This window comes from Streptomyces sp. NPDC044003 (genome assembly GCF_056435185.1).
The window spans coordinates 292,950-311,252 of the sequence record NZ_JBWKFA010000006.1 but is presented as its reverse complement, the minus strand read 5'-3'; the positions used below and the strand labels follow the sequence as shown (position 1 = coordinate 311,252).

The window sequence follows — 18,303 nt, the reverse complement described above, 5'->3', positions numbered from 1 at the left end:
GGGCCCTCGCGCGCCGGGATCAGGCCGTACGCAGCCGGTTCGCCGCCCTGACCAGCGCGTCCACGCCCCGCTCGGCCTTGCTCCGGGGGCAGCCGACGTTCAGCCGGACGAAGCCGGGCGTGCCGTAGACCCCGCCCGGCATGATCGCGACCTTCTCCACCGAGACCAGCTCCTCCTGGAGCCGGGTCTCGTCGACCCCGAGCGGCCGCAGGTCGATCCAGGCCAGATAGCCGGCCTGCGGGGGCGCCCAGCCGACCTCCGGAAGGCCCTCCGCGAGGCGCTTGCGGAGCATGTCCATCGTCCCGGCCACGTACCCGCGCAGCTCGTCCAGCCAGGGAGCGCCCTGCCGGTACGCGGCGACGTGGGCGGTCAGGGAGAGCACCGCGGGCGAGGCGAGACCCTCGCCGGTCTCCATGCGGCGGACGAAGGCCACGCGCTCGTCAGGGTCGCCGACCATGCCGTACGAACCGGAGAGCGCCGGGAAGTTGAAGGCCTTCGTGCCGGAGGTGACCAGGGCCCAGCGGCGGCCCCGGCCCGGCTCGGCGATCCGGGTCCAGGGGATGTGCCGGTGGCCGTCGGTCGTCAGGTCGGCGTGGATCTCGTCGCTGACGACGGCCGCGCCGTGCCGCTCGGCCAGCTCGGCGAAGCCCCTGAGCTCCTCCTCCGTCCACACCCGGCCGGTCGGGTTGTGCGGGGAGCAGAGCAGCAGCATCCGGCTGTCCGGCCGGGCGAGCTCCCGCTCCAGGGCCTCCGGGTCGCCGACGGGGACGCCCCGCAGCTCGCGCCCGAGCCCGGTGACGGCCTTGCGGAAGCCGTCGTACGTGGGGGTGTGGACGACCACGCCGTCCCCGGGGGCGGTCCACATCTGGAGGAGCTGGGAGAGCTGGGAGAGCACCGAGGGCGCGTACACCAGCGTCTCCGGGTCGATCTCGGCGCCGTACCGGCTCGCGTACCAGTGGCGGATCGCCTCCCGGAACTCCCCGAGCCGCCAGTCCGTGTAGCCGAAGACGCCGTGGTCGACGCGCTCGCGCAGGGCCCCGAGGACCTCCGGCGGGGAGGCGAAGTCCATGTCGGAGATGGTGAAGGGCAGCAGATCGGAGACGCCGAAGCGATCCGCGATGCCGTCCCACTGGACCGACGAGGTCCCGCGCCGGTCTATCTCCCGGTCGAAGTCGTACGCCACGGTCATCCTCCAGACATGACGAGGGCCCGGCACCCGAGGAGGTGGCCGGGCCCGTCGCTCACAGGCTTACTTCAGCTTCGTGCCGGTCGAGCGCAGCGCGGCACACGCCTCGGTCACGCGGACGGCCATGCCGGCCTCGGCCAGCTTGCCCCAGGTGCGCGGGTCGTAGGTGGACTTCTTGCCGACCTCGCCGTCGACCTTCAGGACACCGTCGTAGTTGCGGAACATGTGGTCCACGACCGGGCGGGTGAAGGCGTACTGGGTGTCGGTGTCGAGGTTCATCTTCACGACGCCGTTCTCGAGCGCGGTGGCGATCTCCTCGGCCGTCGAGCCCGAACCGCCGTGGAAGACGAAGTCGAACGGGTCGGCCTTGCCGAACTTGGCGGCGACGCCCGCCTGGAGGTCCTTGAGGAGCTCGGGGCGGAGCACGACGTTGCCCGGCTTGTAGACGCCGTGCACGTTGCCGAAGGACGCGGCGAGCAGGTAGCGGCCCTTCTCGCCCAGGCCGAGGGCCTCGGCGGTGCGGATGGCGTCGTCGACGGTGGTGTACAGCTCGTCGTTGATCTCGTGGCTGACGCCGTCCTCCTCGCCACCGGTCGGGGTGATCTCGACCTCGAGGATGATCTTGGCGGCGGCGGCCTTCGCGAGCAGCTCCTGGCCGATGGCCAGGTTGTCGGCGAGGGTCTCGGCGGAGCCGTCCCACATGTGCGACTGGAACAGCGGGTTCTGACCGGCCTTGACGCGCTCGGCGGAGATGTCGAGCAGCGGACGGACGTAGCCGTCCAGCTTGTCCTTCGGGCAGTGGTCGGTGTGGAGGGCGACCGTGATGTCGTACTTCGCGGCGACGATGTGCGCGAACTCGGCCAGGGCAACGGCGCCCGTGACCATGTCCTTGTTGTACTGACCGCCCAGGAACTCGGCACCGCCGGTCGAGATCTGGATGATGCCGTCGCTCTCGGCCTCCGCGAAGCCGCGCAGCGCAGCGTGCAGGGTCTGGGACGAGGTCACGTTGATGGCCGGGTAGGCGAACTTGCCTGCCTTCGCCCGGTCGAGCATCTCGTTGTAGACCTCGGGGGTTGCGATGGGCATTCGTCCGCTCCTTGTGATGTGCGGGGTGTGTGCGTTGCTGTCCCTGACCTAGGGGCGACGTCATCGTCGCGGCCCATCTTTCCAGACTCTTGTGCGGGCTCCCACGGGCGCGGCATGCCGAAGGGCGGGGTGTTTCACGTGAAACACCCCGCCCTCAGGTAAAAACGCAGGTCAGGACCGTTCTGGCGGGGGTCCGGGACCTAAGTCACGACTTCGCGGCGGTTACGCCGGGCCTTACGCCAGGCCGAGCTCGTCCAGCGCGTAGGCGTAGAGGTACGGAACGCCCGCCGTGCCGCTGATCTTCTCGCCGGCTCCGGTGGCCCGGTCCACGATCGTGGCGACGGCGACGACCTCGGCGCCGGCCGCGCGCGCCGCCTCGACGGCGGTCAGCGGCGAGCCACCGGTGGTGGAGGTGTCCTCGACGATCAGGACGCGACGGCCCTTGATGTCCGGACCCTCGACCTGGCGCTGCATCCCGTGGGCCTTGGCGGCCTTGCGGACGACGAAGGCGTCGAGGCGCTCGCCCCGCGCGGCGGCGGCGTGCAGCATCGACGTCGCGACCGGGTCGGCGCCCAGCGTCAGGCCGCCGACCGCGTCGAAGTCGAGGTCCTTGGTCAGTTCGACCATGACCTGGCCGACCAGCGGCGAAGCCGCGCCGTCCAGCGTGATCCGGCGCAGGTCCACGTAGTAGTCGGCTTCCAGACCCGAGGAGAGGGTCACCTTGCCGTGCACCACGGCCTTGTCCTTGATCTGCTGGAGCAGCTCAGCGCGTACGTCAGTCATGCCCACGAGCTTAAAGCCGCCGCCAGCTCCAGGTGCTCTCGACCTCCAGGGGGTCGATCGGGGTGACCAGGCGCGGATGGGTGTTGAGGCCGTTCGGCGGGCCGGACTGCGGCTCGACGCAGACCGCCTCGGCGGGCTCGTCGTAGATCACGACCCACTCGGCGCGGCTCGCGACCTTGAGCTCCAGCTCCTCCGGCCAGGTGAGGGTGACGTCGACACCGGCGGGCATGCCGAAGCAGTCGTCCCAGGGGCCCGGGAGGGGGTCGATGCGGTGGCCGGTGGGGAGGTGGTTCTCCCCGCGCTCCTCCTGCCAGGCGGGCGTGAAGTCGATCCGTACGTCCTGACCGCCCTGCCCGAGGTTGCGCAGGAACCACGGGTGCCAGCCGGCCTGCGCCGGGAACGAGTCGTCGTAGGTCTCGATGCCGAAGCGGAGGGTGAGGGAGTCTTCGGACAGCTCGAAGACCTGGGTGACCCTGCCCTTGTACGGCCAGGGGTCGCCGAGCTCGCAGGTGAAGACGGCCTCGGTCGCGGAGGTCCGGGCGGTCTTCCACGGGATGTCCCGCACGGTGCCGTGGATGGCGTGCGGGGCGGCGTTGACCGGGAGCTGGTGCGTGGTGGCGCCGTTGCGGAAGCGGCCGTTCTCGGTCCGCCCGCACCAGGGCACCATCGGGAAGCTTCCGTACCGCTCGCCCTGCCGCAGCACCTCGGTGCCGGCGATGCGCAGGCTCTCGATCCGGCAGCCGTGGTCGGGGTTGATGGTCAACTCGGCGTCGCCCGCCGTCAGTCGCGTCTGCATGCTCACGCCCCGACCATAGGGCCTGTCTGGCCATTCGCGTCGGATCAGGCCGGGTCGTCCGGTGCGTGCGATCGGCGTGCGGCCGAGGCGCCCTCGTAGCGGAGCTACTTGGGTGGTTCGGCCGTGCGGCGAGCGTGCGTGCCGGACGACCCGGACCCGACGGGAATGGCCAGACAGGCCCTAGTGCCGATGGGGCCGGTTCAGCGGCGGCGGCGCAGGGCCCGGCCGACGACGACGGCCGAGGCGAGGGCGAGGGCGGCGGCCGGGGCGATCCAGCGCAGGGTGGCGCCGGCGCTCGTCGCCTCGGGGGCGGGGACGGGGGCGTAACGGCCGCGCGGCGGGGCGTGGTCGACCTCCTCGGCGCTCCGCCCGATCATGGTCCGGCGGGCGTGGGCGGCCTCGGCGGCGGGCTGCGGGGCGGGGAACTCGATCGGGGTGTCGGCGAAGTCCTCGTCGAGGAGCGGGTCGAGGGAGGCGGGCGGCACGGGCGCGTCGAGGACCGCGCTCCGGGCGGACGGCTCCTCCACCCCGTCGTCGACCCCGTCGTCGTCCGTGGCCTCTTCGGGAGCCGCGGGCTCCTCCGAGAGCACGGCCAGGGCTTCCACGAACTTGTCGAGGAGTCGGACGCCCGCCGTGGCGCGTGCCTCGTCCGTCGCGTCGGCGAGCCGGCCGACCGCCGTGAGGGCGCCGGTGAAGCTCAGGCTGGTCCCCTCGGCCACCGGGGTGAGGACGACGGTGAGGGAGAGCTCGGCCGAGCCCTTGCCCCGGGCCTCGGTGGCCTCGCCCTCGTAGGTGATGGCACCGTCCCGCTCGACGACCCGCAGGGTGCCCCGGTACGTGATGGTGTTGCCGCCGACCCGCACCTTCAGCCGGCCCGTGAGGGGCCCGGCCTCCGCGTCGGCGTCCCGCTGGAGGCCGGGCACGCAGCGCACCACGCGGGCCGGGTCCGTGAGCGTCGCGCGCAGGGCCTCGGCCGGGACCGGAACGAACACCTCATGCTCCATGGAAGCCGAGCCTACTCAGGGCGGGGCGCGACGTCGCCTCTTTGCGCCCGGCAGACGGGTCGGCCGGGCAGACGGGTCGGCCCGGCAGACGGGTCAGGCTCCGTACCGGGGGTGCACCAGGGTCGAGGGCGGCGGTGCGGCGCCCCGGGTCCGTTCGGCGCGGCGCGCCGCGCTCTCCAGCGTCCCGGCGCCGAGCGAGCGCAGCCGGGGCGCGTCGGGGGCGAGGCGGAGGGCGGGCGGCCGCTCGCCCCGTACGGCCAGGAGGAAGCCCCAGTCCCTCGGCCCCCGCTCCGTGCCGCTGGTGCGGTCGGCGCGGTCGGGTCCGGCGGCGAAGCCGGGGGTGCGGCCGCTCGCGCTGTACGGCCGGGTCGCGAATCCGGCGGCGCGCAGGGTGGCGTCGACGGTCCAGTAGGTGCGGGGCCGGTCGGTGACCGATCCGGCGTGCACGGCGAACCGTCCGGACTCGGTGAGCACCCGGGCCACCAGGCCGTAGAACTCCTCCGAGTAGAGCTTGGTGCTGGGGGTGATCCCCGGGTCGGGGAGGTCGGAGATCACCACGTCGTACCGTTCCTGCAGACGATCGGCGGCGCCCCTCAGCCAGCGGAACGCGTCCGCGTAGGCCACACGGACGCGGGGGTCGCGGAAGGCCTGGGCGTTGAGCGTGGCGAGCGCCGGGTCCGTACGGGCGAGGCGGACGACCCCCGGGTCGAGCTCGACGACGGTGACGGAGCGGACCCCGGCGTAGCGCAGGACCTCGCGGGCGGCCATGCCGTCGCCGCCGCCGACGATCAGGACGCGCGCGTGGGCGCCGTTCATCGCGGGGTGGACGAGCGCCTCGTGGTAGCGGTACTCGTCCCGGCCGGCCACCCGGAGGCGTCCGTCGAGGAAGAGGTCGGGCGGCTCCTCCCGGCCCCCGGTCACGACGACCTCCTGGAGCTCGGTGTGGACGGCGACCCGCACCCGGTCCCCGTAGACGGCCCGGCGGGCGGCCTGTTCGAAGTCGTCGACGAGGACGGTCGCGGTGGCGAGGACGGTCAGGACGCACAGGTTCACGGCGAGGAGCAGGGCCCGGGACCGGTTGGTGAGGTCGCGGCGGAACACCCAGAGCACGAGGCCGCCGCCCGCGACGGCGTTGACCGCGCCGGTGACGAGCGCGCCGGTGAGCTGGCCGAGCCAGGGCAGCAGCAGGAAGGGAAAGGCGAGGCCGCCGACGAGCGCACCGACGTAGTCGGCGGCGAAGAGGTCGGCGACCGTCCCCGCGGCGTCGTCCCGCTCCCCGAGCGAGCCCTGTCGCCCGGCCCGCCCGGAGCCGGCGGTGCGCGCGGCCCGATCGGGCCGCGCCGCCTGTCCCCGCTGTATCAGCGACATCAGGAGCGGGATCTCGGCGCCGATGAGCACGCCGATCGCGAGCGAGAACGCCACGAGCACGTACCGCGATTCGCCGAGCCAGGCGAAGGAGGCGTACAGCACCATCGCCGAGCAGCCGCCGACCAGCGCGAGTCCGGCCTCGAGCAGGCCGAAGCCGACGGCTGCGCGGCCGTGCAGCCGCTTGGCGAGGAGCGAGCCGACCCCCATCGCGAAGACCATCACGGAGAGCACGACGGAGGCCTGGGTGACCGAGTCGCCGATCAAGTACGAGGCGAGGGCGACCAGTTCCAGCTCGTAGACCAGGCCGCAGGCGGCGCAGACGAAGACGACCGCGAGGACCGGGAACCGCACCGCCTCGCGCGGTGGCCGCACGGACCGCCGCGGGGGCGGCCGGCGCACCCGCTTGGGCGGCATGGTCACGGTCGGCTCGATCATGTCCGTAACGCTACGTCACGACTGTCACACCCCTTGTCACCCACACGAGTGCACATGGCGCTCCGGGAGGGCGCATCAGAGCGTTGCAGGCATACGTACGCCGATGCGGGTCCTGGTCACCACCAACTGCCCTTCCTGCGGGTAGGCGTGCCAGGTGCGCCACCGCAGCTGCCCCTCGTGACGGTGCGCCAGCATCGCGGTGAAGGCGTGCGGGGAACCGGGGAAGGTCCCCGCGAGCCCGTTGGGATGGTCGGCGACGAGCGCGAGGAGCTCCTGCGCACGGCCCGCGAAGGAGCCCTGCGAGAGCGTCTCGACGCGCGCCGCGAATTCGTACTCCCATTCGCCGACGCGCTTGGAGACGCCGAGCGGGAGCGGGGTGCTGCTGCCGGGCATGCAGGCCACGGTCTCCGAGCAGTGGCGCCCCTCCTCCTCCAGGAGGACCTGGTGGGAGGCGCCGAGCAGCCTCAACTGGAGCTTGGCTCCGGAGAGTTCGAGATCGAGCACGGCGAGCGCGGGCAGCGGCTCGCGCCCGAGGGCCCAGGCCAGATCGGCCGCGCGCGTATCGGTGTAGGAGGTCTTCAGGGTGGTGAGCATGGGTCGGCTCCGCAAACACGGTTTGACGGGTGGGCCGGGGGCGCCCCGGAGAAGGGTTCTACGGGAGTGGGGAATCGCCGGCTCGGGTCCACACACGGTCCGAGGGCTGTCTCTGTCAGGAGCGAGAGAACCACGGACGCCGGGCGACTCGCAGCGTTTTTACCCAACTTGCTGTGTTTTCCAACCCCTTCGGGGACCCAACAGTTCACTTGTTCAGTCAGCTGCCGCCACCACAGCCACCCCCGCCGCAGCCGGACCCGCAGGAGCCGCCCGATCCGCAGGAGCTGCTGCAGCCGCCGTTCCCGCCGCCGCCGCCGTCGGCCCAGCCTCCGCCCTTGCGCCCACCGCGCCGCTTCCCCTTGCCCTTCCGGCTGCCGGAGAACAGTCCGATCACCACCAGCGCGAAGACGATGAAGATCACGAATTCCATCTGCACTACCCCCGTTCTTCTGTGCGAGGGGGATGCCCGGTCCGACACCCCGTCAAAGCCGACTTGAGCGAGTCCAGAGCTTCAGCTGCACGAGGAGCTGGAGCAGGAGGAACTGGAGCACGAGGAGCTCGAACACGAGGAGCTCGAACACGAGGAGCTGGAGCAGGAGAACGACGGGGACGAGGAGCAGGAGGTGGAGGACGAGGAAGAGGAGGAGGACGAGGAGGACGATCCCGCCCACCAGCTGTCGCCCCCACCGCTCCCGCGCCTCGTCCCGCCCGTCCCCCTCATCCCGCTCGCGATGAGCCACACCCCGAACGCGAGTACGGCCGCGATCCCGAGGATGAAGAATGCGATGTCCATGCCAGGGCGATCCCCGCTCCGGTCACCCGTCAAAGCGCACTTGAGCAAGTCCAGAGCTTGGCCCCAGGATGGCGGTCATGACACGACCGCTGCTCAATCGCCGCCTCGCCGAGTTCGGGACGACGATCTTCGCCGAGATGTCCGCGCTCGCCGCCAGGACCGGGTCGATCAACCTCGGCCAGGGCTTCCCCGACACCGACGGCCCGGAGGAGATCCGGGAGGCGGCGGTCCGCGCGCTGCGGGACGGCCTCGGCAACCAGTACCCGCCCGGCCCCGGCATCCCCGAGCTGCGGACGGCGATCGCCGACCACCAGCGGGAGCGGTACGGCCTCGCGTACGACCCCGACACCGAGGTCCTCGTCACGGCGGGCGCCACCGAGGCGATCGCGGCGGCCCTGCTCGCCCTGGTCGAACCGGGCGACGAGGTGATCGCCCTGGAGCCGTACTACGACTCGTACGCCGCCTGCATCGCGATGGCCGGCGGCACCCGCGTCCCCGTCACCCTCCGCCCCCACGAAGGCAGCTACGTCCTCGACCTCGACGAGCTGCGGGCCGCCGTCACCGACCGGACCCGGCTGATCCTGCTCAACACCCCGCACAACCCCACCGGCACGGTCCTCACCCGCGCCGAACTGACCGCCGTCGCCGAGCTCGCGATCGAGCGGGACCTGCTGGTCGTCACGGACGAGGTGTACGAGCACCTGGTCTTCGACGACGCCGCACACCTGCCGATCGCGAGCCTCCCCGGCATGCGGGAGCGCACGGTCACCATCGGCTCGGCCGGCAAGACGTTCTCCTTCACCGGCTGGAAGGTCGGCTGGATCACCGCGAGCCCCGGGCTGACCTCCGCCGTCCGCTCGGCCAAGCAGTTCCTCACGTACGTCTCCTCGGGCCCCTTCCAGTACGCGGTCGCCGAGGCCCTGCGCCTCCCCGCCGCCTACTTCGACGGCCTCCGCGCCGAGCTGAGCGCCAAGCGGGACCTGCTGAGCGAGGGCCTCGCGCAGGCGGGCTTCGAGGTCTACCGCCCGGCCGGCACCTACTTCGTCACCACCGACATCCGCCCCCTCGGCGCCACCGACGGCTTCGCCTTCTGCCGCTCCCTCCCGGAGCGCGCCGGCGTCGTCGCCATTCCCAACGCCGTCTTCTACGACCACCGCGAGGCCGGCGCCCCCTTCGTCCGCTTCGCCTTCTGCAAGCGGACCGAGGTCCTGGAGGAGGCCGTCTCGCGCCTCAAGGCCCTCAGCGCTTGAGCCGCCCCGCCCCGCCCCGGCCGTTCGGCCGGGTGGGGGTGTGGCGCGCGCGCCCTCCGGGTGCCGGGACGATCGTCGGGTAGACCGATCTACCGGTAATGATCGGTCCGCCCTCCCGCCCGAGCGGGACCTCCCGCGCCCGGAGGTGCACCCTGTCCGCCGAGACCCTCGACCGCCCGGCGCCCCCGGCCGCGGTCCGGAACGGCCCCCTCGACCGTCGGCCGCCCCGGAGCGCGCTGCGCCGGGCGGCCCCCGCGCTCGGGCTCTTCGCCGCCGCCCGGCTCACCGGTCTGCTCGTCCTCACCCTGTGGGCCCACCACTCCGGCCGCTCGCCGCGGGCGCTCCTCGCGACCTCCTGGGACTCCGAGTGGTACGCCGGGATCGCCGCGCACGGCTACGGGCGCGTCCTGCCCGGCGCCCACGGCATGGTCCTGAACGACCTGGCCTTCTTCCCGCTCTACCCGGCGCTCGTCCGGGCCGTGACCACCGTGCTGCCCGTCGCCGGGGGCACCGCCGGGCTGCTGCTGTCCTGGCTCGCCGCCGGGGCCGCCGCCGGGGGCGTCTACCTGGTCGGGGAGCGGCTGTCCGGCCGCAGGACCGCCACCGTGCTCGTCCTGCTGTGGGGTCTGCTGCCGCACTCGATCGTGCTGACCATGGCGTACACGGAGCCGGTGATGACCGCGTTCGCCGCCTGGGCGCTGTACGCCCTGCTCACCCGCCGGTGGCTGTCGGCGGCCGCCCTCGCGTGCCTCGCCGGGCTCACCCGGCCGAACGGGGTCGCGGTCGCCGCCGCCGTCCTGGCCGCCGTCGGCTGCGCGCTGTGGCGGACCCGGGGCCGGTCCGGGCCGCGGGTGTGGGCGGCGGGCCTGCTCGCACCGGCGGGCTGGCTCTCGTACGTGCTCTGGGTCGGGGTCCGCAGCGGCGATCCGCTCGGCGGCTACTTCGCCGTGCAGAAGGGCTGGACGTCCCGCTTCGACTTCGGGAAGGGCGCGCTCGTCTTCGTACGGGACATGCTGGGCGGCCCGACGCAGTTCGGGTTCGCGATGGCGCTGCTCATCACCGGCGCCGGGGTGCTGCTCTTCGCGCTCCTCGTGTGCGGGGAGCGGCCGCCGCCGCCCGTCCTCGCCTACACGGCGGTGCTGGTGGTCATCGCCGTCGGCGGCTCGGGCTTCTTCGAGTCGAAACCGCGCTTCCTGCTGCCGGCCTTCCCGCTGCTGCTCCCGCTCGCGGCGGCACTGACGAAAGCCCGGCCGAGGGCCGCGATCCTGGTGGTCGCGGCCCTGGCCGGGCTCTCGTGCTGCTACGGGGCCTACGCCCTGACGCTCGCGCGCATGGCGATCTGAGCCGCCGGGGGCGCGGGAAGGGGCTTACGCCTCCTCGTCGTCGCCCGCGGCCTTCTCCTCGGGGGACTCCAGGCCGAACTGCTCGACGATCCACTTGTCGAACTCGATGGAGGCGCGGACCCAGCTGACCGTGGAGGACACGAAGTGCTCCAGGGCGACGCCGGTGCCGATCAGCATCTGCGCCTCGCCGATGAGGCGGAGGGTGGCGGAGCCGTCCTCCTCCTCGTGCAGGTGCGTGTAGACCTTGGGCCACAGGGTGCGGCGGTTCCAGTCGTCGATCGCGTCGAGGATCTTCGTGCGGTCCTCGGAGTCGTGCGGGCGGTCGTAGAACGTCCGCACCGAGAAGACCTGCTGCTCGCCCTCGCCGCGGAACATGAAGTACGTGCGGAACTCCTCCCACGGCGCCGCGAGGTCACCCTCGTCGTCGACGACGTACTTGAGTTCCATCTGCTCGAGGAGCTGCTTGACGAGGTCCTGGTCGGGGACGACGGGGCCCGCCGGTCCTGCGGCCTGAGGCTGGGGCTGGCCCCCGAAATTCGGAATCGAGGACGGGTCGATGCTCACCGTTATTTCCCTTCGTACGGATGCTCGCCATCCTCCCCCATGCCGGGCGGTACGTGGCAAGCCCCGCCGGTCCGGAAGCGGCAAGATCCGCTGCCAGCTGACATGATCTCGTGCCCGTGGGGGACGCGAAGAAGAAATCCCGGTGGTGGATCTGGCTCCTGGTGGCGCTCGTCGCGCTCTGCGGTCTGCCGGTCACGCTGCTGGCCTGGGGTGCCTACTCCATCAGTGAGGGCAGCAGGCAGCAGCCGATGGACTGCGCCGACGCGATGGAGTTCGCCCGCGGCCGGCTTCCGGCGGACGCCGAGGACGCCCGGTGCACCGGGATGCACTGGCAGGACTCGTACATCACCGCGGACTTCCGCATGCCGCGCGCCGGGGTGGCCGACTGGCTGAAAGCCACCTATCCCGGTGGCGAGCCGCCGGTCTCCTGCGACGCGGACCTGTGCCTGGACATGGATTACGACCAGGCGCTCTACGTCCACGTGAAGGTGGTGTACGAGGACGGCGGCACCGCCCTCGTACACCTCAGCTCGTTCAACGTGTAGCCGCGCCCACGATCAGCCCGTCCTCGAAGCGGTCCACCCGGACCGTGTCGCCGTCCACGACCTCGCCCGCGAGGATCTCCTTCGCGAGCCGGTCGCCGATCGCCGTCTGGATCAGGCGGCGCAGCGGCCTGGCGCCGTACGCCGGGTCGTTGCCCTCCTCGGCGAGCCACTCCAGCGCCGCCGGGGTGACGTCCAGGGTGAGGCGCCGCTCGGCGAGCCGCTTCGCGAGCCGGTCGATCTGGAGCTGCGCGATCCGGCCCAGCTCGGTCCGGTCGAGGGCCGAGAAGACGACCAGGTCGTCGAGCCGGTTGAGGAACTCGGGCTTGAAGCTCGCCCGCACGACCTCCAGGACCTGCTGCTTCTTCACGTCCTCGCTGGTCAGCGGCTCCACCAGGAACTGGCTGCCCAGGTTGGAGGTCAGGATCAGGATGGTGTTGCGGAAGTCCACCGTCCGGCCCTGTCCGTCGGTCAGGCGTCCGTCGTCCAGGACCTGGAGCAGGACGTCGAAGACCTCCGGGTGCGCCTTCTCCACCTCGTCGAGCAGGACCACGCTGTACGGGCGGCGGCGGACCGCCTCCGTGAGCTGGCCGCCCTCCTCGTAGCCGACGTAGCCGGGAGGGGCGCCGACGAGCCGGGCGACGGAGTGCTTCTCGCCGTACTCCGACATGTCGATGCGGATCATGGCCCGCTCGTCGTCGAAGAGGAAGTCCGCGAGCGCCTTCGCCAGCTCGGTCTTGCCGACGCCGGTCGGGCCGAGGAAGAGGAAGGAGCCGGTGGGCCGGTCGGGGTCGGCGATCCCGGCGCGCGTGCGGCGCACGGCGTCCGAGACGGCCTGGACGGCCTCGGACTGGCCGATCAGCCGCCGGCCGAGCTCGTCCTCCATCCGCAGCAGCTTCTGCGTCTCGCCCTCCAGGAGGCGTCCTGCGGGGATGCCGGTCCAGGAGCCGACCACGTCCGCGATGTCGTCGGGGCCGACCTCCTCCTTGACCATGGTGTCCTTCGAGGCCTCCTGCTGGGCCTCCGCCTCGGTGGCCTCCTCCAGCTCCCGCTCCAGGCCCGGGATCTCCCCGTACAGCAGCTTGGAGGCGGTGTCGAAGTCGCCGTCGCGCTGGGCGCGCTCGGCGCGGCCGCGGGTCTCGTCGAGGCGCTCCTTCAGCTCGCCGACCCGGTTGAGGGACTGCTTCTCCTTCTCCCAGCGGGCGGTCAGGCCGCGCAGCTCCTCCTCGCGGTCGGCGAGGTCGCGCCGCAGCTTGTCCAGGCGCTGCTTGCTCGCCGCGTCCGTCTCGTTCTTCAGGGCCAGCTCCTCCATGCGGAGCCGGTCCACGGAGCGCTGGAGCTCGTCGATCTCGACGGGCGAGGAGTCGATCTCCATGCGGAGCCGGGAGGCGGCCTCGTCGACGAGGTCGATGGCCTTGTCGGGGAGGAAGCGGGAGGTGATGTACCGGTCGGAGAGGGTCGCGGCGGCCACCAGCGCGGAGTCGTTGATCTGCACCTTGTGGTGGGCCTCGTACCGGCCCTTGAGGCCGCGGAGGATCGCGATGGTGTCCTCGACGGTCGGCTCGGCGACCAGGACCTGCTGGAAGCGGCGCTCCAGGGCGGGGTCCTTCTCGATCCGCTCGCGGTACTCGTCGAGGGTGGTCGCGCCGACCATCCGCAGCTCGCCGCGGGCCAGCATCGGCTTCAGCATGTTGCCGGCGTCCATGGCGGAGTCGCCGCCGGCGCCCGCGCCGACGACCGTGTGCAGCTCGTCGATGAAGGTGATGATCTGGCCGTCGCTCTCCTTGATCTCGGAGAGGACGGTCTTCAGGCGCTCCTCGAACTCGCCGCGGTACTTCGCGCCGGCGACCATCGCGCCGAGGTCGAGCGAGACCAGCCGCTTGTTCTTCAGGGACTCGGGGACGTCGCCCTTCACGATCCGCTGGGCGAGGCCCTCGACGACGGCGGTCTTGCCGACGCCGGGCTCGCCGATGAGGACCGGGTTGTTCTTGGTGCGGCGGGACAGCACCTGGACCACGCGCCGGATCTCGTGGTCGCGGCCGATGACCGGGTCCAGCCTGCCCTCGCGCGCGGCGGCGGTGAAGTCCGTGCCGAACTTCTCCAGCGCCTTGTACTGCCCCTCCGGGTCGGGTGTGGTCACCCGGCGTCCTCCCCTGCTCTTCTCGAACGCGTCGAGCAGCTTCTTCGCGCTCGCGCCCTGCGCGTCGAGGATCTCACCGGCCTGGCCGCCCTTGGCGGCGATCGCGATCAGGAGGTGCTCGGTCGACAGGAAGTCGTCGCCGAGCTCCTTGGCGCGCTTGTCGGCGTCGGCGATGACCGCGAGGAACTCGCGGTTGGGCTGCGGGGGCGCGACCGTGGACCCGGTGACGCTCGGCAGGGCGGCGAGCAGCCGCTCCGCGCCGCCGCGGACGACGGCCTGGTCGGCGCCGACGGCGGCCAGCAGGTCGGTGATGTTCTCGTTGTCCTGACCGGCCAGGAGGGCCAGCAACAGATGGGCGGGGGTCAGGTCGGCATGCCCATCGGACACGGCGCGGCTGCTCGCCGCGTTGATCGCGTCCCGGCTCCTGTTGGTCAGTTCGGCGTCCACGTGCGGTGCTCCTTCTGGGTTCTCGTGGGTCCTCTCCTTCTATGACCTCTCCAGAGTACACAAAGTTGAGTCGAAGCGGCTCAAGGTATCGGAGGGAGCTCGGCCCCGGGTAGTTTCCGGGCATGGCCACAGACCCCAGGAACCCTGCCGACTCGTACCTGAGCTTCTGGCGCGAGTACCACATGTGCACCCTGACCACCCCGCGCCCGGACGGCACGCCGCACGTCGTGGCGGTCGGCGTCACGTACGACCCCGAGGGCGGGTACGCGCGCGTGATCACCAACAAGAACAGCCGGAAGGTCGCCAACGTCCTGGCCGCGGGCGCGGACGGCGCGCGGGTCGCGGTCTGCCAGGTCGACAAGGGGCGCTGGGCCACCCTGGAGGGCGTCGCCCGCATCCGTACGGAGGAGGAGGTCGTCGCGGACGCCGTCGCCCGCTACGCCGAGCGGTACGGCCGCACGCCGGCCCCGAACCCGGACCGGGTCGTCATCGAGATCGCCCTCACCCGGGCGATGGGCCGCGCCTGACCACCGACACGCAGACGCACAGCGGCGCCATCGCGTTTCAGGTCCGCGATGGCGCCGCTGTGTGGGGGAAGTGCCGGAGCGATCTACAACGACGGGGGAATCGCTCAGGCACTGCGGGGGGTGGCGGTGATGGCCTCTGGTTCGATCAGCTGGTGGTCCCGCTGATCGAGATTGACGAAGATCATGCCGTACCGGATGGCACAGCGGATGGGCTGCGGCGCGCCGCGGGGACGACGCAGACAGCGGTACGCACGGACGTCCTCGTCCTGTTCGCGGGCGACGACGATCGGCTCTCCGAAGAGCGTGACCTTCAGCGAGTCACCACGGTGGGGGATGGCCGTGGCGAGATCGACGAAGTGCCAGCCGGAGCGATAGGCCGAGGCCATCTCCCGACGGAACCTGGGGTCGTCCTGCGGGAGGCTCACGCGTCCGCGCCCGTGGGAGCGAACTCCCAGGAGGGCTCGTAGGGACTCGCGAGAACGACATCCGCGGGAGTGCTCTCCCACGAGGGTTCGCCCGGTTCCGCCACGATGTGCGTCGGGGGCGTCTCCCATGAGGGTTCGCCGTTCGCGGCGACTGCGCCGAGAGCAGCCGCCGCAACGGCTATGGCGCTAAGTGCACGAACCATCCTGGTCATGGCCGATCTCCACCTCTTTTGATCACTGCCTCCCCCCCGCGAGTAAGACGATGGCTCACGCACGTCCCTTTTCACCAGCCAACCCGGGCATCATGTTCCTGTAATTCATGACCCTGAGGGGGGTGCAAATGAGGCAAAAATGCGACGAGTCCGGTCATAAGCACAGTCACGGTGAACTATGCGACGTAGGTAAGGAGCTCTACGCGAGCGCACTTCGCACCGGCCGAATAGCCCGCTCCGACGCCGAAGCCGCCCCCTGTCTGAAGGAACTGGCCCTCCTCCACCCGGACCCGGACGACAGCCAGTGGCTGCACCCCGTGCCGCCGTCGATCGCTCTCAACCAGCTCGTCCACCCCATCGAGCAGGAGATACAGACCCGCCGGCAGCACGCCATCGCCCTGGCCGACGCTTTCGAGCCCTTCATGGCCATCCACACGCAGGACCCCTCCGGCACCCAGGCGATCACGGTCCTCGAAGGCCTCAGCGTCATCAACGCCGCGCTGGACCGCGCCATCAACGAGTGCACCGAGGAACTCCTCACGATCCAGCCGGGCAGCGGGCGGCGCCCCGAGACGCTCGAAGCCGCCCTGCGCCGCATGGAGTCACTGCTCGACCGCGGTGTCCGGATGCGCACGCTCTACCAGCACACGGCCCGGCACCACCCCGCCACCCTCGCCTACGTCGAGCGGGTCGCCTCCTACGGGCTCGAACTGCGCACCCTCGAAGAGATCATCGACCGGCTGATCATCGTCGACCGCAAGGTCGCCTTCGTGCCCGCACGCAGCGACCGCCAGGTCGCCCTCGAACTGCGCCACGAGGGCCTCGTCCAGTACCTCGTCGGCGTCTTCGACCAGTTCTGGCTCCACGGCGTGCCCTGGGAGGAGGAGACCCCCTACAGCCCCTCCGTGGACGGCATCGGCGGCGTCCAGCGCTCCATCGCCAAGCTCCTCGTCGAGGGACACGTCGACGAGGCCATCGCCCGCCGGCTCGGGATGAACGTGCGGACCTGCCGGGCGCACATCGCCAAGCTCGCCGCCGCCCTCGGCAGCGGGAGCCGGGCGCAGCTCGGCTATCTGATCGCCCAGTCCGGGATCCTCGAACGGGACAGCTGAACGGCCCGGGACACGGCGGAGGCCCCCTCCACCATCGGTGAAGGGGGCCTCCGTGCTGGGTACGGGGAGCTACTCGCCGCGCTTCGGCCGCCACACCACGAGAGCGCTCGCCTGCTGCACGTCGGTGTACGGCACCAGGTCCCGGCGGTACGAGGCGTGCACCTGGGCCTCGCGCTGGCGCAGCGTCGCCGCCGCGCCCTCGACCGCCGCCGACAGCTCGGACACACGTGCCTGGAGCGCCGCGACCTGGTTCTCCAGTTCGATGATCCGCTTGATTCCGGCCAGGTTGATGCCCTCGTCCTGCGACAGCTGCTGGACGGTGCGCAGCAGCTCGATGTCACGGGCCGAGTAGCGGCGGCCTCGCCCGGCCGTGCGGTCCGGGGAGACCAGGCCGAGACGGTCGTACTGCCGGAGGGTCTGCGGGTGCAGACCGGAGAGCTGGGCCGCCACCGAGATGACGTACACCGGCGACTCGTCGGTCAGTTCGTACGGATTGCGTCGGCGCCCTTCCACCGGGTCACGCTCCCTTCGCGGCCTGGAACAGCTCGGCCCGCGGGTCCTCCGAGGCGGTCGCCTCGCGGAAGGTCTCCAGGGCCTCGCGTGCCTTGTCGTCCAGCTCCTTCGGCACCGCCACCTCGACCGTCACGAGGAGGTCGCCGCGCGTGCCGTCCTTGCGGACCGCGCCCTTGCCCCTGGCGCGCATGGTCCGGCCGTTCGGGGTGCCCGCGGGCAGCTTGAGCGTGACCGCGGGGCCGCCGAGGGTCGGCACCTTGATCTCGCCGCCGAGCGCCGCCTCCGAGAAGGAGATCGGCACCGTGACGGTGAGGTTGTCGTCCTTGCGGCCGAAGACGGGGTGGTCGTCGACGTGCACGACGACATACAGGTCGCCGTTCTGCCCGCCGCGCTCGCCCGGCGCCCCCTTGCCGCGGAGACGGATCTTCTGGTTGTCGCTGACGCCCGCGGGGATGCGGACCTGCATGGTGCGGGAGGACTTGGCCCGGCCGCTGCCCTTGCAGACCTCGCAGGGGTTCTCGGCGATGAGGCCGCGGCCCTTGCAGTCCACGCACGGGTCGGTCAGCGAGAAGGAGCCGCTGCCGCCGCGCGAGACCTGCCCGGTGCCGACGCAGGTCGGGCACACCCGGGGCGTGCCGTTCTTGTCGCCGGTGCCCGAGCACGCCGTGCACGGCTGCTGGCTGGACATCCGCAGCGGTACGGTCGCGCCCTCGATGGCCTCGGTGAAGCTGAGCGTCACCTCGGACTCGATGTCCTGGCCGCGCCGCGGCTGGGTGCGCGTGGCGCCCCCGCCGCGGTTGAACAGGCCGCCGAAGACGTCCCCGATGCCGCCGCCGCCGAAGCCGCCGCCCGCCCCGCCCTGGGCGCCTCCGAAGAGGTCGCCCAGGTCGAAGTTGAACGAGCCACCGCCTCCGGGGCCGCCGGCCCTGAAACCGCCGTTCCCGAAGAGGGCGCGGGCGTCGTCGTACTCCTTGCGCTTCTTGGGGTCGCCGATGACGTCGTTCGCCTCGGAGATCTCCTTGAAGCGCGCCTCGGCGCTCGCGTCACCCTTGTTGGCGTCCGGATGGTTCTCGCGGGCGAGCTTCCGGTACGCCTTCTTGATCTCGGCCTCGGTGGCGTCCTTGGGGACGCCGAGAACCTTGTAGTAGTCCTTCTCGACGAAGTCCTTCGTATTCATCGACGT

At 71.7% G+C, this 18,303-nt stretch carries 19 protein-coding genes; 5 read left to right on the top strand and 14 right to left on the bottom strand.

The window, feature by feature from the left end; all coding sequences use genetic code 11:
- Positions 1-19: 19 nt before the first annotated feature.
- From AC07AW_RS24865 to AC07AW_RS24825, 9 genes are all read right to left on the bottom strand, one after another.
- Positions 20-1,189, bottom strand: coding sequence for a MalY/PatB family protein (locus tag AC07AW_RS24865; RefSeq protein ID WP_478817643.1), 1,170 nt, complete (start codon positions 1,187-1,189; stop codon positions 20-22).
- 60 nt (positions 1,190-1,249) lie between these two features.
- The gene (fbaA, locus tag AC07AW_RS24860; RefSeq protein ID WP_478817642.1) at positions 1,250-2,272 is read right to left on the bottom strand and encodes a class II fructose-bisphosphate aldolase; all 1,023 of its coding nucleotides are present in this window, start codon (positions 2,270-2,272) and stop codon (positions 1,250-1,252) included.
- A 234-nt stretch (positions 2,273-2,506) separates the two neighbouring features.
- Positions 2,507-3,055, bottom strand: a complete 549-nt coding sequence (pyrE, locus tag AC07AW_RS24855) for an orotate phosphoribosyltransferase (protein ID WP_478817641.1) — start codon at positions 3,053-3,055, stop codon at positions 2,507-2,509.
- 10 nt (positions 3,056-3,065) lie between these two features.
- On the bottom strand, positions 3,066-3,851 hold the full coding sequence (locus AC07AW_RS24850) for an aldose epimerase family protein (RefSeq protein ID WP_478817861.1): 786 nt from the start codon (positions 3,849-3,851) through the stop codon (positions 3,066-3,068).
- Between the two features lie 200 nt (positions 3,852-4,051).
- Positions 4,052-4,855: an SRPBCC family protein gene (locus AC07AW_RS24845; RefSeq protein ID WP_478817640.1), complete on the bottom strand. Its 804-nt coding sequence runs from the start codon at positions 4,853-4,855 to the stop codon at positions 4,052-4,054.
- A gap of 93 nt (positions 4,856-4,948) precedes the next feature.
- Positions 4,949-6,658: a polyamine aminopropyltransferase gene (locus tag AC07AW_RS24840; protein ID WP_478817639.1), complete on the bottom strand. Its 1,710-nt coding sequence runs from the start codon at positions 6,656-6,658 to the stop codon at positions 4,949-4,951.
- 75 nt (positions 6,659-6,733) lie between these two features.
- The gene (locus AC07AW_RS24835; protein WP_478817638.1) at positions 6,734-7,252 is read right to left on the bottom strand and encodes a DUF2617 family protein; all 519 of its coding nucleotides are present in this window, start codon (positions 7,250-7,252) and stop codon (positions 6,734-6,736) included.
- Between the two features lie 217 nt (positions 7,253-7,469).
- Positions 7,470-7,682 carry a hypothetical protein gene (locus AC07AW_RS24830; RefSeq protein WP_478817637.1) on the bottom strand — a complete coding sequence of 71 codons (213 nt, stop codon included), beginning with the start codon at positions 7,680-7,682 and terminating at the stop codon, positions 7,470-7,472.
- Positions 7,683-7,734: 52 nt separating this feature from the next.
- Positions 7,735-7,992 (bottom strand): hypothetical protein, encoded by a 258-nt coding sequence (locus AC07AW_RS24825; protein WP_478817636.1) that lies wholly within the window; start codon positions 7,990-7,992, stop codon positions 7,735-7,737.
- A 121-nt stretch (positions 7,993-8,113) separates the two neighbouring features.
- Here AC07AW_RS24825 and AC07AW_RS24820 point away from each other — a divergent pair, with 121 nt between their 5' ends.
- Together AC07AW_RS24820 and AC07AW_RS24815 are read left to right on the top strand one after the other, a co-directional pair.
- Positions 8,114-9,295: a pyridoxal phosphate-dependent aminotransferase gene (locus AC07AW_RS24820; RefSeq protein WP_478817635.1), complete on the top strand. Its 1,182-nt coding sequence runs from the start codon at positions 8,114-8,116 to the stop codon at positions 9,293-9,295.
- Positions 9,296-9,393: 98 nt separating this feature from the next.
- On the top strand, positions 9,394-10,638 hold the full coding sequence (locus AC07AW_RS24815) for a hypothetical protein (RefSeq protein WP_478817634.1): 1,245 nt from the start codon (positions 9,394-9,396) through the stop codon (positions 10,636-10,638).
- 24 nt (positions 10,639-10,662) lie between these two features.
- Here AC07AW_RS24815 and AC07AW_RS24810 read toward each other — a convergent pair whose 3' ends face one another.
- Positions 10,663-11,202 carry a YbjN domain-containing protein gene (locus AC07AW_RS24810; RefSeq protein WP_478817633.1) on the bottom strand — a complete coding sequence of 180 codons (540 nt, stop codon included), beginning with the start codon at positions 11,200-11,202 and terminating at the stop codon, positions 10,663-10,665.
- Between the two features lie 110 nt (positions 11,203-11,312).
- Between AC07AW_RS24810 and AC07AW_RS24805 the strand changes: the two genes are divergently transcribed.
- The gene (locus AC07AW_RS24805) at positions 11,313-11,747 is read left to right on the top strand and encodes a hypothetical protein (RefSeq protein WP_478817632.1); all 435 of its coding nucleotides are present in this window, start codon (positions 11,313-11,315) and stop codon (positions 11,745-11,747) included.
- Here the strand turns inward: AC07AW_RS24805 and clpB are convergent.
- Complete coding sequence (clpB, locus tag AC07AW_RS24800) at positions 11,737-14,331, bottom strand: ATP-dependent chaperone ClpB (protein ID WP_478817631.1); 2,595 nt, start codon at positions 14,329-14,331, stop codon at positions 11,737-11,739. The two genes, AC07AW_RS24805 and clpB, sit on opposite strands and share 11 nt — an antisense overlap.
- A gap of 122 nt (positions 14,332-14,453) precedes the next feature.
- Between clpB and AC07AW_RS24795 the strand changes: the two genes are divergently transcribed.
- Entirely contained in the window at positions 14,454-14,858 is a 405-nt protein-coding gene (locus tag AC07AW_RS24795; RefSeq protein ID WP_478817630.1) for a pyridoxamine 5'-phosphate oxidase family protein, read from the top strand.
- Between the two features lie 104 nt (positions 14,859-14,962).
- Here AC07AW_RS24795 and AC07AW_RS24790 read toward each other — a convergent pair whose 3' ends face one another.
- Positions 14,963-15,283 (bottom strand): (2Fe-2S)-binding protein, encoded by a 321-nt coding sequence (locus AC07AW_RS24790; RefSeq protein WP_478817629.1) that lies wholly within the window; start codon positions 15,281-15,283, stop codon positions 14,963-14,965.
- Positions 15,284-15,623: 340 nt separating this feature from the next.
- Here AC07AW_RS24790 and AC07AW_RS24785 point away from each other — a divergent pair, with 340 nt between their 5' ends.
- Entirely contained in the window at positions 15,624-16,607 is a 984-nt protein-coding gene (locus tag AC07AW_RS24785) for a helix-turn-helix transcriptional regulator (protein WP_478817628.1), read from the top strand.
- Positions 16,608-16,676: 69 nt separating this feature from the next.
- Here the strand turns inward: AC07AW_RS24785 and AC07AW_RS24780 are convergent, their stop codons facing one another.
- Positions 16,677-17,120, bottom strand: a complete 444-nt coding sequence (locus AC07AW_RS24780) for a heat shock protein transcriptional repressor HspR (protein ID WP_392159428.1) — start codon at positions 17,118-17,120, stop codon at positions 16,677-16,679.
- Between the two features lie 4 nt (positions 17,121-17,124).
- The gene (dnaJ, locus tag AC07AW_RS24775) at positions 17,125-18,297 is read right to left on the bottom strand and encodes a molecular chaperone DnaJ (RefSeq protein WP_478817627.1); all 1,173 of its coding nucleotides are present in this window, start codon (positions 18,295-18,297) and stop codon (positions 17,125-17,127) included.
- Positions 18,298-18,303: the final 6 nt, after the last annotated feature.